We start from the raw sequence: 16,597 nt of genomic DNA, 5'->3' as shown, positions 1-16,597 counted from the left end.
GTTACTAGTCTAGTTCAACCAGTTTTTTCTCGAACGACTGGTGTTGGTCTAACACGTCTTGCGCAGCACCACCCGTTGCTTTACTTACCACAATGATAGCAAGCGTAGAGAAGATGATGCCCGGTACGATTTCGTACACATCAAACCAACCGCCAGTTAGCTGCTTCCAAACCACGATAGTGATACCACCAACAAGAATACCTGCTAACGCGCCGTTACGGTTCATACCGCTCCAGTAAAGGCTAAGTACAACCGCAGGACCAAATGCCGCACCAAAACCAGCCCAAGCGTAAGATACAAGACCAAGTACTGAGCTATCAGGCGTCATCGCTAGGAATAGCGCAACAAGCGAAATAACGATAACACCGATACGACCAATCATTACGATTTCTTCAGAAGACGCTTCTGGCTTGAATACTTGCTTGTAGAAATCTTCTGCAAGCGCTGAAGATGAAACAAGGAGCTGTGAGTCAGCGGTACTCATTACCGCCGCTAGGATTGCTGCTAACAACATACCCGCAACGACAGGGTGGAATACTGCGTTAACCAATAGCATGAAGATCTTCTCGCCGTCTTCTAGTTGAGTACCCGGATGACCCGTAACCCAAACCAGACCAACAAGACCAACAAGCATTGCACCAACCATAGATAGTGCCGTCCAAATCACTGCGATACGACGTGCAGTCGTTAGATCTTTGTTTGAACGAGACGCTTTAAAACGCGCTAGGATGTGTGGCTGACCAAAGTAACCAAGGCCCCACGCCGCTAGAGAGATAATGGCAATCGCAGATAATGGTTCGCCTTTCGCGTCATTCCATAGCGTTGCAAGTTCTGGGTTGATGTCATGTAGATCAGAACTTAGCTGACCTAAACCACCGTCCATTACCGCTATAGGAACAATCATTAGCGCAGCCGCCATTAGCAGACCTTGCACTAAGTCAGTCCAAGATACCGCTAGGAAACCACCGAATAATGTGTAAGAAACGACACACACCGTACCGATGATAACAGCGTAGGTATAATCTAGACCGAATACCGTCTCAAACAGTTTGCCCCCTGCGACCAAACCTGAGCTGGTGTAGAAAAGGAAAAATAGAAGAATGAAAAACGCAGAGATTGTCTGAATCAGTTTCGACTTATCGTTGAAGCGACGTGACAGGAACTCTGGCAACGTTAGCGCGTCAGTTTGGATACTGTAGGTACGAAGGCGTTTTGCACTGATGAGCCAGTTTGCCCATGTACCAAGAAGTAGACCGCCGGCTAACCAGAAGGCCTCGATACCCGCAGCGTACGCATAGCCAGGCAAGCCTAGCAGCAACCAACCACTCATGTCTGAAGCACCTGCAGATAATGCAGCAGGCCACGGACCTAGGCTACGGCCACCTAGGAAGTAGTCAGATGAATTGGAAGTCCTCTTATACGCGTAAACGCCAATAGCAACCATAATCAGTAAATACGCCACAAAAGTGGACGTGATAGCAAAGCTATTTTCTATCATTAGATAGTCCTCGTTATAATTATTTCCTTCCTTGCCTGCCCTGATATTTTACCGTCTCAGCAATACATCAGAGTATAAAAAACCAATCTGGACCGGCTCTCAGTCCAGTTACTCCAGATTGGCATTACAAGTCAGGTTAGTGAGTTTCGTTCCCCAACTCGAGTAGAGTTGCGTTACCACCCACCGCGGTAATATTTATCGTTCGAGTGCGCTCAGTAATGAAGCGCAACGAGAGATGAGGATCATGAGCCAATTTCGGTGACTCTAAATCCGTTTCAGAAACTAAGCCGACGATTGCACCGTCACGCTTAGCTAGTTGAAGATTGAGCGCATGCTCAATCTGTGAACGCCCAACATAACCCACACTACGTACATCGCTCTCAAGCAACGGGGCAGACGCATCGTACGCAACAACCTGGACTAAGTTAGATGGGAAGTTTGCCAACGCTACAGCTTGCTTAACCAATTGGTTTAGCTCTGCATTGTCACTGCAAACGACCACACTGTTGCCTGCAATTAAGGCACAGGCGATCATCGCAAAAGCACTGTATAACGCATTATCAGCAGGCTCGATGTTGTTTTCACAAATCACCAAAGCCACACCGCGTCCTGCGGCATACAGTTCGTTAGTTTCCCCTGTAGGGCCAACTAACTGGTGAGTTTCTGCAAGAAGAGCTGATGCTTGTTGCAAGTGGTAAGAAACCACTTTGGCAACGGTAGACTGCTGCCCTTCTAGTGCAGATTTAAATGCCAGAACATGCTCGCATTTGTAATCAAAATCAGTCAGATTCCACTGCTCCCACGCAGAGAATGCATCTTTAAAATAGGTGATCTGATGAACCATAATGCGACTCCTTATGCGTTTTCTGCTTGAGCAAGAAGATGTTGAGTAAAGCGGAATAGGTAGTGTGGACCACCAGCTTTCGGGCCAGTACCCGACAAGCCTTGACCACCAAACGGCTGTACACCAACCACAGCGCCAACTTGGTCTCGGTTGATGTAGCAGTTACCTACTCGAGCATGTTTCTCAATCCAACGGTACGTGGTTTCGTTACGGCTATGGATCCCCATCGTCAAGCCAAAACCCGTTTTGTTGATCTGCGCAACCACGTTCGGTAATTCAGACGCTTTAAAGCGAACAATGTGTAAGATTGGACCAAATTGTTCTTCTTTCAGCACATCGATGCCCGAGATTTCAAACGCACTTGGTGAGACAAAGTCACCATGCTGGCACGATTCATCCAGCTGTAGCTGAGCGACTTTAGTCTGTGTTTTGCTCATTTGCTCAAGGTGAGCGAGGAGTTTTTGTTTTGCATTGCTGTCGATAACCGGACCAACATCCGTTTTGTGTAGGTAAGGTAAACCAACATGCAGCTCATTCATCGCACCTTGAATCAGGTTGATCATACGGTCTGCTACATCTTCTTGTACAAATAGAACACGAAGGGCAGAACAACGCTGACCTGCAGATGCAAACGCCGAACGAATCACATCACGCACCACCTGCTCTGGCAATGCAGTACTGTCCACGATCATTGCGTTTTGACCACCTGTTTCCGCAATAAACGGAACCGGTTTCGCGCTGCGCTCCGCAAGCGTGACGTTAATGCGTTGCGCCGTTGCCGTTGAACCAGTGAATGCCACACCAGCAATGGCATCATGAGAAGTCAGTGCATGACCAATCTCAGCGCCGCGACCAGTAAGTAACTGAATCACACCAGCAGGGAAACCCGCATCAAGCATTAATTCAATAGCGCGAGCGGCAATTAAGCTTGTTTGCTCAGCAGGTTTTGCAACCACAGTGTTACCTGCAATCAGTGCTGCCGTTACCTGACCAAGGAAGATAGCCAACGGGAAGTTCCAAGGGCTGATACACACAAACACACCAAGACCTTCACGGCTAGAAATGCCTTTCACACCGTCAAAACCTTCTAGCTCAAATGGCTGTAGGTTTTGCGCTTGTTTCGCGTAATAACGACAGAAATCCACCGCTTCACGAACTTCATCAATACTATCGTGAATCGTCTTGCCCGCTTCTTTGTGACAAATCGCCACCAGCTCAGCCAGATTTTCTTCCATTAAGTCAGCAAGCTTTTCTAAACAAGCCGCTTTTTGCTCAACAGGAACGGCTTTCCAATCAGAGAAAGCAGTTTGCGCCGCATCAATTGCAGCGGAAACGTGTTCAAGAGTTGCAAATGCCACTTTGCCGACTTCAATTCGGCGATCGTATGGTGCGGTGATGATCTCAGCCGAATTTTCCTTGATCATGCTTTCGGCAAAACGCTCACCATTGATCATCGGGCCTGCAACCCACTGATTGTCCATGAAGCTTTCTACCTGCGCTTCAAATGGCTTCGCCTCACTGTCGATATCAATGTTGACGCCGTATGAGTTCTTACGCTCAGGGAAAATATCGGCAGGCAATGGAATTTTGTCGTTGTGTAGCGTGTCAAAACCCGTCAACACATCCACAGGGTGATGGGTCAACTCATAAATCGGACAACGCGCATCAACTAGACGGTGTACAAACGAGCTGTTCGCACCATTTTCAAGCAGACGACGAACCAAGTACGGAAGAAGATCAGCATGGCTACCGACAGGAGCATAAATACGTACTGGCTGACCGTACATTTTCATAACATGGTTATACAGTGAATCACCCATACCATGCAGGCGCTGGAACTCGTATTCTTTGTGCTCCGCCATGACAGCAATTGCCGTAACTGTGTGAGCATTGTGGCTTGCAAATTGTGGGTAGATATTACCGCGAACACCTTCGCTAAGTAGGAAACGAGCACAAGCTAGGTATGCAACGTCCGTCGCTTCTTTGCGAGTGTATACTGGGTAGTTTGCATAACCCGCTTGTTGAGACCACTTGATTTCGCTGTCCCAGTACGCGCCTTTAACCAAACGCAGAGGAATAACGTCACCTTGCTCTTTTGCGAGTGCATTTAGCCACACCAAGACTGGTAGCGCACGTTTTGAGTAGGCTTGAATAACCAAACCAAACTTGCCCCAACCTTTCACAAGATCGCTACGGTACACTTTCTCAAATAGCTTCAGAGAAAGCTCAAGGCGATCCGCTTCTTCTGCATCGATTGTGATTGCAACGTCGACTTCAATAGCACGTTTTAGTAGTTGCATTAGTGAGTCATACAACTCTGTCATTACACGTTCTTCATTTGCGACTTCGTAGCGCGGATGTAATGCAGAAAGCTTGATGGAAATCGAAGGCGCTGGACTGGTGTCATTGCCGTAAGTTTCTCGACCTACCGCTTCGATCGCCATTAGGTAATCTTTGAAGTACTTGTTCGCGTCCGCTGTAGTTAACGCCGCCTCACCCAACATATCAAACGAGTAGGTGAAACCTTTGTCGCGCATTGGGCGACCGTTCTTTTGCGCTTCTTCGATCGTACGACCACGAACAAACTGGTGACCCATGATCTTCATTGCCTGATACATGGCTTTACGAATCACGGGCTCAGAGAATTTATTTACCAGACGGTTTACAGCCTGACCTGGGCTCTGGGTGCCTTGCTCACCAAGACCAACCACTTTACCTGTTAGCATGAGGCCCCATGTTGAGGCGTTAACAAACACAGAGTCAGAGTTTTTCAGGTGAGATTTCCAGTCTGCGACACTCAACTTATCTTTAATCAAAGAATCTGCTGTCGCGGCATCTGGGATGCGCATTAATGCTTCTGCAAGACACATCAGCAAGATACCTTCTTGAGTATCTAAGCTGTATTCCAGCAATAAAGCATCAATCATCTGGATTGACTTCTTATCGGCACGAATGGCTTCGATAAGGTGGGTCGTTTGGGTAGTGATCGCCGATTTTTCATCCTCTGTCGGCGTCGCTAGTGGCAATAGTTGCTCTAGCCATTGAGACTCGTCCACCATATATAATGGCGAGATCAGTGACCACAACTTATCAAGCGGCTGCCCGATAAATTCCGGTGTCAACACGTTCGTAGCTGTAAACATGTGTGTTCCTCAATCTCACTCCTCGAAAACCGCTTCGAGGATTATCAATGGCTGGCAGTGTATTTTGAGGCCGATAAGAATACTTGTCAAAAACTACGACATTTTTGCCAAAAACTCGCTTTTATAACAAAACATCCACATAGTCACATTCAAATAGGTAATATTTTGTGTTGTAAATTTTAATTTTTTCATTGCATTCACAACAAAATATCAAGAATATCAATAAGATTTTTGTGAAGAGCTCGTTCTAAGAGAAAATGTAGGATCAAGTGGCATATCAGCCACTGCAAAGAACAGAGAATTTAAAAAACGAGAGATAGGTCACGTGAATAAAACATAAAAAAACCATGCAGAGTGCATGGCTTTATTCTGAATTGATGATTATTTGACCTAAAACACGCGTTGTTATCCAACTTGTTTTTTATAACGGGAAGGTGATATTCCCTGTAAGCGAGTAAAAGTATGAGTAAAAGTACTTTGGCTTGAGAAGCCAGTAAACTCGGCAATTTGCCCTAAAGAAAGGTGCCCTTGCTCGATTAATTCACGAGCCATGTCGATACGCTTTCCGAGAACATATTGATGAGGTGTAATCCCCATCTGCTCTTTAAACAAGCAATGGAACTGACTTTCCCCAAGAAACACTCGCCCGGCCAATTGAGCCACACTAATCTTATGACTCAGGTGCTGCTCAATGTAACGATCAATCGCCTCCAAATCAAAGCGCGACTCTTTTCGACTGGTCTCAAATGCCGAGATATGGCGCTGCATTAATGCAATCACAGTGTCGTTACACGCACGACTTAACAGCAGGTCATCCGGATGGTTGCGCATTTCCTGAACCAACATCTGTATCAGCTTCTGAATTTGACTATCTAACTGGAAGTAGACATGATCTCTCTCCAGGTTATTGATTTTTTGAAGCATTTCGGGATCATCATTTGTCGGTTTGGGCATATTCAGCACCAAAATATCCGATTGATTGATGACGCCACCGAAAGCATGATCAGAGCATGCGGTGACCACACAACCTTGACCAGGGCCGACAAGATTACCTCGCCCGCGCACTTCAAATTCGGCTTGCCCTTTTAAACCAATCACGATCTGCGTATAAGAATGATCGTGGCAATCCATATAAGACGGAAGTGTGATCAGCTCCGCCGGTTTTGGCAGCATAATCTCTTGATATGAAAGGATTTTTTGGTTATCTGAATCACTCATTTTAAACAGTCGTCTTTACACGGTCAGCTTACGTCTTCGCATCATATACCTTCTTTGTTGGGTTGCAACTTTTACCCAACTCAATCGACAAGATCAAATCAGCATGATCAAGTTCATTTACATGATCATAGTTCCGGAACGATGATCATGCGAGGTTAATTTACGGTCAGTGAGCAACCAATTTTATTAACAAAAACGGATAGATAGGCAACACCTTACGTATACATAATCAATCAATGTAAAGATCCTTGTTACCGAACAATCTGTTATTTTGTAAAACACCGTGCTCCATATTAGATAAGTCGTCTCTGAAACGGATCGAAACCCACGCTTAAACTCAACATAGAGGGATTTCCCCCCTTACTAATATGCCTCTGATTCAATACATTAGTTATCGAGCTTTAAGATGCATACGATCTAAAGCTCTCGGTATCTCATTGATACCTCTAACTTACTTAGCAGACCCTCGCTAGGTAATTTAGAACCTCTTCTACACGTCGACAAGATTATATCTTGTGTTGCCAGCCCGTCTTCAGGCTGGCTTTTTTTTCGCTTCTCAACAATGAAAACAATGGCATAAGCTGATATCATAGCTTTTGTCTCACTGTCCCTCTCATATGCTTAGGTGCTGCTCTTTCGCTCACAAGTGATATGAAAGTCAAACACATTACAACTGAGTTGTAGGAAGCATGATCAAGGACGATACGAGTTGTAAGCCGAACATTAGGCGGACATCCGTGAGCGCACATATCTGTAATGAAACAGACCATTTTCCCAATTAAACTCTTCGTTCCATTTCGTCGTTGTCTATGACTACCTGACGAAAACATCGAACACCATGAATTTAATTGGATTGAGCGCCAATCAACGAACGTGTTCTAGCAACGTAACTGCCTACTTGGCAACATCAATACGAGCCATATAACACGGACGTCTCTGTATTGGTATAAGCAGTATGTAGTGAGTCCTTTTGTGAATATTTCAGTCGATACCATAGAACAATCCCTCCTTAAACAGCTACCAGGTTGTTGGGGATGCAAAGATAAAGATTCGGTATTCCTATACGTAAACCAGGAATACGCAGAACTGTTAGGGCACACATCGCCCGAGGAGTGCTTGGGTAAAACTGATTTTGATATGGCCAGCCCAACCACTGAATGCGCGCAAGAATTTCAACGCCAAGATAAACACGTTCTCGAAACTGGCGAGTCATTAAAAATTCTGGATATCCACCCTTATCCAGATGGCCGCTGGCGAGCACATATATTTACTAAAACACCGTGGCGAGATGACAATGGCGACATTGTAGGCACCATTTTCTACGGAAGAGAACTCACCGACACCGCCGTGATTGAAGTCGGGTATTGGGTTTGTCGTGCAATCAGTACCAACCCAAATCAACAATCCATCTTTCGTTTTTCTGACTTACAACCAAAACCAGAGAAGCTCACATGCCGCGAGCAAGAAACGCTTTTCCTCTTGCTCTATGGCAAAAAGCCTCAATTTATCTCTCAGGTCATGGGCATATCAACAAAAACCGTTGAAGGTCACGTCGCACGCTTACGTAATAAGTTTGCAGCGAACAGCAAGAACGAACTAATAGATAAAGCAATGGAAGCAGGCTACGGCTCTGTTGTACCCAAAACGCTGCTTAAGCATCAATTATCGGTTGTGTTGAATGGAGAGCGATAATTCGCATCGCTTCTACCTACAAAAACACCGCCCCAATTCGGCGGTGTTTGTTTATTCATGAGGGACCATAAGCCTATGGCGCTAAACGATCAATGTCCCAACTTCCATCATGCTGGGAGAAAAGAAAACGATCGTGAAGGCGATGTTCGCCACCTTGCCAAAATTCGATGCTCTTTGGTTTTACGCGAAAGCCACCCCAAAAGGTTGGTACTGGTATTTCACCCTTAGCAAACTTCTGTTTTAGCTCTAAAAACTTACCTTCCAACACACCTCTGGCAGAAATACGGCTACTTTGTTTGCTCGCGATTGCGGCCAACTGGCTCTCTTTAGGACGAGAAGTAAAGTATTTCATATTCTCTACGGCGGTAAGCTTTTCAGCCACACCAGTAATATGAACTTGGCGCTCTAACGGGTGCCAAGGGAAGTGCAAACTAATATTGCTGTTATGCTCTAGCTGCTGGGCCTTGCGACTGCCTAGGTTGGTGTAAAACACAAAACCATCTTTGTCGACGTTTTTCAATAGAACAATGCGTTGAAACGGCATGCCATTTTCATCAACCGTTGCAACTGTCATCGCAGTCGGGTCCGTTAAACCCGCTTCAACTGCTTGCTCTAGCCACAGATTAAATTGATCAATAGGATCAGCTTTCAAATCTTTACGACGCAGCCCACCTTTGGTGTACTCACGACGAATATCAGCAAGTTCCATCTTTACTCCTTCACTCGTTTTTGTCGATTGTGCTCCCGATACTGAGGAAATACAAGGACATCATTGTGCTTGTTATCGTTGCCGCTCACAGCATCACAGTGCGTCATTTGATACCATGACACAAAAAACCAGTGAGCCGATCGTGAACTTACTCAACCCCAAAGCCCTACGTCATTTTTTACTGCTACTGTGTGCCGTCGGCATTTCAGGGCTTGCGCTTACTCATCATTACGCAACTCAATACCAACATGATCAATGGCAACAAAAGCTAGAGAGACAAGCCACTCAAGTGTCACAAGAAGTGGACTACGAACTGGCAAAGTTTGAACAGATACCAAACCTATTAAGTCACGACCCAAGGCTACTCAAAGCAGTAGAGCGCGGAACGCCCTCTCAAGAGCTCAACCTACTGTTATCAGATTGGTTGAAGCAAAGTTTGGCCGATACGATTTACGTTCATGACCGCACCGGGTTAGTCATAGCCTCAAGTAACTTTCAGCAAGAAGATACGTTTGTTGGCTCTAGCTTTAGCTATCGCCCCTATTTTAAAAATGCGCGACGCGGTGAGCCCGCTCAATACGTTGGATTAGGCGTACGCTCGAATAAACGTGGGTACTTCTTCTCATCTCCGCTGTGGGTAAATGAGGAAGTCGTTGGCGTGATCACAGTAAAAGTGAATTTGGAGCAATTAGAACAGCGCCTTTCGCAAACCACGACTGACGTACTCATTACAGATAAACACAATGTCGTGTTTATGAGCAATTTACCAGACTGGCGCTATCGTGCACTTTTCCCACTGTCATCGAGTGCAATAAATGAACTTACCGAAACGCGTCAATATGGCGATACCTTACCCGAATATTTTGGTGAGTTAACGGCACACAGTGGTGTCACGGAGTTTGATGACAATCAATTGCTTCTATCACCGAATTACCTCGCATACGCAACACACTTATTGGATAAAGGGTTTCGCGTCGTTGCCTTAATTAACCACAACAGCGTTCTTGCCGCCGTTTTACAGGCCGATATCGTCTTCCTGATCTTATATGCGCTCATTGCTCTAATTGCGTTAGCGTGGTTCCAAACCCTAGTTAACAAAGCACGCCTTGCCCATCTCAATGTGAGCCTAGAAGAAAAAGTAGTGCAACGGACACTAGTTCTGAGTGAAGCCAACCAAAAACTACAACAGACCATCCGCCAATATGAGCAAAGCCAACAAGAGCTTAAACAAACACAACAAGAACTGACGCAAGCCGCGAAATTGGCATTGTTGGGCGAGCTATCAGCCAGTATTAATCATGAGATAAATCAGCCACTTTCCGCACTAAGAACCTATACCGAAAACTCGCAGCGTTTGTTGGCAATGGAAAAATACCCAATGGTCGCCGACAATTTGGGCAAAATGCTGACACTTAATGACACCATTTCGGAAGTCATTGCCCGCTTAAAAGTCTTTACTCGGAAAGCCACGCACGATTCACACAATGAAATCTCAGTACTGCACGACGCGGTACATACTGCCACCAGCATTTTGAGCAACAAGCTTATTAAGCAAGGAGTAACACTAAAAGTTCCGGCCATCGACTATGATGTGAAGCTGGCCATTCACAGCGTTGAATTAGAACAAGTACTGATAAACCTCTTCCACAACGCCGCACAAGCGATGGAAAACCACTGTATCGATCCGCAAATATCCATTGCTGTTCAGTGTCATGATGACAGTTGCGACATCCTTGTTTCCGATAACGGGCCTGGCATGTCGGACGAAGCCCTAGCAAAAATCTTTGATCCTTTTTTTACGACTAAGCCAGAGGGCTTAGGATTAGGTTTGACCATCTCCAAACGCATTTTAGAGAGCTATCACGGCTCCCTCTGTGCCTATAAACATCAGAACACAGAACAACAAGCAGGAGGGATGACCTTTATCGTGACGCTGCCAATAGTCAATCAGAATAAACGTACCCCAGAAGTGGAAAACGACCATGAATAACCCAGTTTTCTTTGTTGATGACGAACCACACATTCGTGATGCCGTGTCTCAAGCCCTGCTGATTGAAGGGATAGACGTCACCTGCTTACCAAACGCAGTAGAAGCCTTACGCGTAATCGACTCAAATACACCTGCGATTATCATTACCGATATCCATATGCCCGTGATGGATGGCTTGGAGTTTATGCGAACTTTGCGAAGCAAAAACGATCACTTTCAATTCATCGTACTTACTGGACATGGAGATGTGAAAACCGCGGTAGATGCGATGAAAAGCGGCGCGTACGACTTTCTAGAAAAACCGTTTTCAACGGAACAGCTCATGAAATCGCTCAACAATGCCAGCGATAAACTGAACTTGTTGCAAGAAAACATCTGGCTTAAGAAAGAGCTCGACATGCAAACTCATGTTGGTCCGAAAATGATTGGTCACAGTAAGGCCATGGTTAGTATTCGTCGCGCCTTGATCAGTGCGCCTACAAGCCAGCCGCTCATTTTTGTAGGTCAAGATGGTACGGGTCGGCGACTCGCTGCACAATTTGCCCACGACATACATGCAACACCAGATAGTGAGCTAATCGCCGCTTCTGGTGAAGACCTCTATGAGCTTTCATTAGAAGCGCTCGACAAAGCCATACACCGCTTAAGTGAAGGAAAACGCCACTGCAGTTTGTACTTACATAGCGCAGAGCATGTATCATTTGAGCAATGGGAATACTTGTTCAAGCACCCAAAACTTGAACGTGTTTTTGGCGCGACCACCCAAGCCGAGCCGCCTCTAAAATCCCTGGCGACTCTAATTCACTTACCAACGCTCGATGAAAGAAAGGAAGATATAGGGCCTTTATACAAGCACTTTGTGCGCCACACCGCGAGCCGATATCAGTTACAGCCACCACATATCAGCCTAGAAGAAGTCAAACACCTCACCAATCTCGAATGGCCAGAAAACGTTAAGCAGCTACGCCAATTTGCTGAACTTCGTGCCCTCAAGCCAGATACTTTTAGAATGGAAGATTGGAATAGTGAGAAAAGTCTTGAAATTCAGAGTATGACTCAGCGCACAGAATACTTTGAATATTGCTTGTTATTCGATGCATTGCAAAGACATCGCGGCAGACTCAAAGAGGTTCAACTAGAATTACAGGTATCACGCAAAACCTTGTACGACAAACTAAAAAAACATCAGTTGGATAAAGCCAAGTTCAAGGCGTAATAGCTATACTCCGGCGCTAATTATGCTTTTGTTTGATTTAGAAAGTGTAAGAAAGCTCATTTGAAGAGAGAATAACCCTCTTCTCATATTTTATTAGCCGAGCATGCTGACATGATCGGTTAATAATAATAAGATCAAAAAGATAATCCGTAATTATATAAGCAGGGACTGTGATGAGCCGAGATAACTACAACAAACTCAACGATGAAGAGTTGGATTTTGTTGATGACAAAACTGCAGCATTGCTCCTCAATACCCCCAACAGCGCGCGTTTTATGCTCTGGGTTATGGTGCTATTTTTCATTGCAGCAATAGGTTGGGCATCTTGGGCTGAAATCGACAAAGTCACGGTTGGTCAAGGCAAAGTGATTCCCTCCTCACAGATACAAGTAGTCCAAAACTTAGAAGGTGGCTTAGTCAAAGAAATCTTGGTCAAAGAAGGTCAGTTGGTTGAAAAAGGCCAACAGTTACTGCTTATCGATGACACCCGCTTTCGCTCAGATTTTCGTGAACGTGAGCAACAAGTTGCCAACCTTACCGCATCTGTGCTGCAACTATCCGCTTCTATTAACAGTGTTGCCGTTAATCGTGATTTTGAAACGGAAAACTGGCGTCAAAGTGTACTACTTGATTACGGTAAACTGACCTTCCCACCAACCTTGGAAGAGACTCGACCTCAACTCACACAGCGTCAAAAAGCAGAATATCGCGAAGATCTAGATAATTTGCGCAACCAACTTTCTGTTATTGACCAACAAGTGCAGCAAAAGCAGCAGGACTTGGTAGAGATCCAAGCGCGAGTAAGGAACTTGCGTCAAAGCTACCAATACGCGAAAAAAGAACTCGATATCACCAAACCTTTGGCAGACGAGGGCGTTGTTCCTCGTATTGAACTGCTCAAATTACAGCGCCAAGTCAACGATACCCGTCGTGAAATGACGTCCAGTGAGCTCAAGATTCCCGTATTGCAATCAGCGATTCGAGAATCCATGCTCAACCGTATTGATGTTGCACTCAAATTCCGCTCTGAACAGCAAGAGAAACTCAACAGCGCCCAAGACCAGTTATCTGCTTTGGTTGAATCAGCGGTGGGCTTGGAAGATAGAGTAAACCGAACGGTTGTGAATTCGCCAGTAACAGGCAAAATCAAAACACTGAACATCAATACTGTCGGTGGTGTTATCCAACCTGGTATGGATATCGTCGAGATCGTACCAACAGAAGACACACTATTGGTAGAGGCGAAAATTGCGCCAAAAGACATCGCATTTTTACGCCCAGATCTTCATGCTATCGTGAAGTTTACAGCTTACGACTTCACAAAGTACGGCGGTTTAGAGGGTGAGTTGGAACATATCAGCGCGGATACCACTCAAGATGAAGAAGGCAACAGCTTCTACATTGTTCGTGTACGCACCGAAAAAACAAACTTTGGTCAAGATGCAGATTTACCAATCATTCCAGGAATGACAGCATCGGTCGATATCATCACAGGGAAGCGAACCGTTTTGGAGTATCTACTTAAGCCTATCTTAAGTGCCAAAACTAACGCCTTGAAGGAGTAAACCACATTAAGATACTCGCGATAGGGAGTATTGAGCGATAAGTGATTAAATAAAAAGCACTTATTTCTCACTGACGAACTCTCTAGAAGAGTATACTTGTGATACGAGTCGAATATGCGATCCAATTTGCAGCGTAAAGTTACATTATTAATCAGCTTAAGTTGTTTGTCGTTCCAACTTGGTGCGCTGAACAGTAAAGAACAACGATGGGTCAATACGGTCACAGCGGTGTACGGCGAACGTGCGGGATTGCGCGTAAATACATGGCGAAAGAACCTCGACTTATTTAAACAATTAGAGACTCATGAACAGCTCGCTGGCGTTAACGACTTTTTTAATCAGCTGTATTTCGTTGACGACATAAAACTGTGGGGAAAGACAGATTATTGGGCTACGCCACTCGAATTTTTAGGGAGTAACGCAGGAGACTGTGAAGATTTCACTATTGCTAAGTACTTCTCTTTACTCGAGCTAGGAATACCAGATTCAAAGATGCGGTTAATATACGTAAAAGCCATCGAACTGAATCAGTTTCACATGGTATTAGCTTACTACCCTACCCCAAGTTCTGAGCCGCTCATTCTCGATAATATCAATCCTGACATTGTCCGAGCCTCTAAGCGTAGCGACTTGCTACCGATATACAGTTTTAATGGTACAAACCTGTGGTTGATGAAGTCATCTGCTAGCACTGGAGAGCTGGCAGGGAAAGCATCACGGTTGAGCCTTTGGAATGACTTACGCTCGCGCGAACGTAAGTTGCAGTTAAATAAACCTAAAATTAACTATGACGAGTGAGAAACATGACCCTATATAAGAAGCTTGTGGTGGGGATGGTTACGGTCTTTATACTCTTGTTGGCATCAGTATTCGTAATCCAATTCAACACGACTCGAGACAGCTTGGAGCAACAGCAACGTTCAGAGGTCAACAACACTATTAACACCGTAGGTTTGGCATTGGCTCCTTACCTAAAGGACAAAGATAAAGTCGCGGTTGAGTCCGTGATTAATGCTCTATTTGACGGCAGCACCTACTCCGTTGTTCGTCTTACAGCATTAGATTCTGACTACCAGATCGTGCGTACTTACCCAGTTAAACCAAGTACGGTGCCACAATGGTTTATCGACATGAATCTATTTAAAGCGATTCACGATAAGCGTGTTGTGACCAGTGGTTGGATGCAGCTCGCCGAAGTAGAAATCATTAGCCACCCAGGCGCAGCTTACGAGCAGCTCTGGCAAGGTTTTATTGGCTTGCTGTCTGTATTCAGTGTCATTTTTCTAGCTGGTTTAGTGGCAATTTCATACATCCTACGTCGCTCGCTAAAACCATTAACGGCCATCGTAAATAAAATGCATGAAATCGCGAATAACCAATTTGGTGAACCGCTTGCTCGTCCAAGAACCAAAGATCTTATCGCGGTGGTAGATGGCATTAACATGATGTCTGCTCAAATCGAGCTATCATTCAAAGAGCAAGCCAAAGAGGCGCAACGTCTGCGTGCTCAGGCTTACCTCGACCCTATATCTAAATTGGGTAACCGCTCATTCTACATCAACCAAATCGACCAATGGCTTGCAGAGCAAACGCAAGGGGGTATCGCGCTACTCCATGCTGAATACATTGGGGACATTTACGAGACCAAAGATTACCAACGCGCAGATGCCCACGTTAAAGAACTGTCTCAACGTTTGAAAAACACCATTGATGTACCGGGTGCCACTATTGCTCGCTTGTCTAGTGATGAGTTCGGCTTGCTTTTCCCTCATATGGATGAGAGCGAGTTACGCATTTTATCGGACAGCATCGTCAATTGTGTGAACGGCCTAAATACTGACCCAACAGGCTTAGCAAAACCTAAAGCGTCACTAGGGGTTGCACACAGCAAAGATCAGAAAACGCGCTCTGAAATCCTCTCGATGGTGGACAACGCACTATCGAAAGCCAAAGCGCAACCAGACAAGCCATACGGCTTCATTGGCAGTGATACACCTTCTAGTTTGATGGGTAAACAGCAATGGAAAGCGTTGGTTGAAGAAGCCATTCATAGTGATTGGGTTAAATTCCGTTTCCAAGCTGCGAAAAACACATGGGGTAAAGTATTCCACAACGAAGTATTTTCAAGCATCGAAAAAGATGGTGAAACGTATCGTGCGAATCAATACCTATTCGCACTAGAACAGTTAGACGCCACCAACATCTTTGACCAGTATGTCATTGAATCAATGATTAAGATGCTAGAAAGTGGTGAACTTAATGACCCAGTCGCGATTAACATCGCGCAAAGCAGCTTATCTCAACCATCGTTTATTCGCTGGACAACGAGCATGCTAGAGAAACACGCCAAAGTGGCCTCTAAGCTACATTTTGAAATTCCAGAGGAATGCTTTATCGATCAGCCTCACCACACAGCACTGTTATGTAATGCCATTCGCCAATCAGGTGCTGAGTTCGGCGTAGATAACTACGGACGTAACTTCCAATCTTTGGAATACATCCAAGAGTTCCGCCCGAACTATGTGAAGCTCGATTACCTATTCACACACAACTTGCACGACGAAAAACAGAAATTCACGCTAACGTCGATCTCTCGTACTGCCCACAACCTTGGTATTACGACTATCGCATCGCGTATCGAAACTCAAATCCAGTTGGATTTCCTCACTGAACATTTTGTTGAGGTATTCCAAGGATTCATCGTCGACAAGGAATAAAAAGG

At 45.2% G+C, this 16,597-nt stretch carries 11 protein-coding genes; 6 read left to right on the top strand and 5 right to left on the bottom strand.

Features of this window, described 5'->3' with window-relative positions:
* Positions 1-4: 4 nt before the first annotated feature.
* From putP to L3V37_RS00655, 4 genes are all read right to left on the bottom strand, one after another.
* Positions 5-1,498 carry a sodium/proline symporter PutP gene (putP, locus tag L3V37_RS00670; protein ID WP_005374582.1) on the bottom strand — a complete coding sequence of 498 codons (1,494 nt, stop codon included), beginning with the start codon at positions 1,496-1,498 and terminating at the stop codon, positions 5-7.
* 136 nt (positions 1,499-1,634) lie between these two features.
* Entirely contained in the window at positions 1,635-2,342 is a 708-nt protein-coding gene (locus L3V37_RS00665) for a 1-pyrroline-5-carboxylate dehydrogenase (protein WP_130545661.1), read from the bottom strand.
* Between the two features lie 11 nt (positions 2,343-2,353).
* Positions 2,354-5,485, bottom strand: a complete 3,132-nt coding sequence (gene putA, locus L3V37_RS00660; RefSeq protein WP_237305635.1) for a bifunctional proline dehydrogenase/L-glutamate gamma-semialdehyde dehydrogenase PutA — start codon at positions 5,483-5,485, stop codon at positions 2,354-2,356.
* 405 nt (positions 5,486-5,890) lie between these two features.
* Positions 5,891-6,703: an AraC family transcriptional regulator gene (locus tag L3V37_RS00655; protein ID WP_025768702.1), complete on the bottom strand. Its 813-nt coding sequence runs from the start codon at positions 6,701-6,703 to the stop codon at positions 5,891-5,893.
* 972 nt (positions 6,704-7,675) lie between these two features.
* Here L3V37_RS00655 and L3V37_RS00650 point away from each other — a divergent pair.
* Positions 7,676-8,395 carry a PAS domain-containing protein gene (locus tag L3V37_RS00650; protein ID WP_082240199.1) on the top strand — a complete coding sequence of 240 codons (720 nt, stop codon included), beginning with the start codon at positions 7,676-7,678 and terminating at the stop codon, positions 8,393-8,395.
* A 73-nt stretch (positions 8,396-8,468) separates the two neighbouring features.
* Here the strand turns inward: L3V37_RS00650 and pdxH are convergent, their stop codons facing one another.
* Positions 8,469-9,104 (bottom strand): pyridoxamine 5'-phosphate oxidase, encoded by a 636-nt coding sequence (gene pdxH / locus L3V37_RS00645; RefSeq protein WP_005374570.1) that lies wholly within the window; start codon positions 9,102-9,104, stop codon positions 8,469-8,471.
* A gap of 115 nt (positions 9,105-9,219) precedes the next feature.
* Between pdxH and L3V37_RS00640 the strand changes: the two genes are divergently transcribed.
* The 5 genes from L3V37_RS00640 to L3V37_RS00620 all read left to right on the top strand — a co-directional run bounded on the left by L3V37_RS00640 (position 9,220) and on the right by L3V37_RS00620 (position 16,592).
* On the top strand, positions 9,220-11,094 hold the full coding sequence (locus L3V37_RS00640) for an ATP-binding protein (protein WP_237305634.1): 1,875 nt from the start codon (positions 9,220-9,222) through the stop codon (positions 11,092-11,094).
* The gene (locus L3V37_RS00635; protein WP_017634536.1) at positions 11,087-12,310 is read left to right on the top strand and encodes a sigma-54 dependent transcriptional regulator; all 1,224 of its coding nucleotides are present in this window, start codon (positions 11,087-11,089) and stop codon (positions 12,308-12,310) included. Before L3V37_RS00640 ends, L3V37_RS00635 begins: the two co-directional genes overlap by 8 nt.
* 173 nt (positions 12,311-12,483) lie before the next feature.
* Complete coding sequence (locus tag L3V37_RS00630) at positions 12,484-13,875, top strand: HlyD family type I secretion periplasmic adaptor subunit (protein WP_005374562.1); 1,392 nt, start codon at positions 12,484-12,486, stop codon at positions 13,873-13,875.
* Positions 13,876-13,989: 114 nt separating this feature from the next.
* The gene (locus tag L3V37_RS00625; RefSeq protein ID WP_005374561.1) at positions 13,990-14,673 is read left to right on the top strand and encodes a transglutaminase-like cysteine peptidase; all 684 of its coding nucleotides are present in this window, start codon (positions 13,990-13,992) and stop codon (positions 14,671-14,673) included.
* Between the two features lie 5 nt (positions 14,674-14,678).
* Entirely contained in the window at positions 14,679-16,592 is a 1,914-nt protein-coding gene (locus L3V37_RS00620) for an EAL domain-containing protein (protein ID WP_005383568.1), read from the top strand.
* Positions 16,593-16,597 lie beyond the last annotated feature (5 nt).

Source organism: Vibrio sp. D54 (assembly GCF_021728075.1).
GTDB lineage: Bacteria > Pseudomonadota > Gammaproteobacteria > Enterobacterales > Vibrionaceae > Vibrio > Vibrio alginolyticus.
The sequence above is the reverse complement of the archived record's forward strand: the minus strand, read 5'-3'. Positions and strand labels throughout refer to the sequence as shown.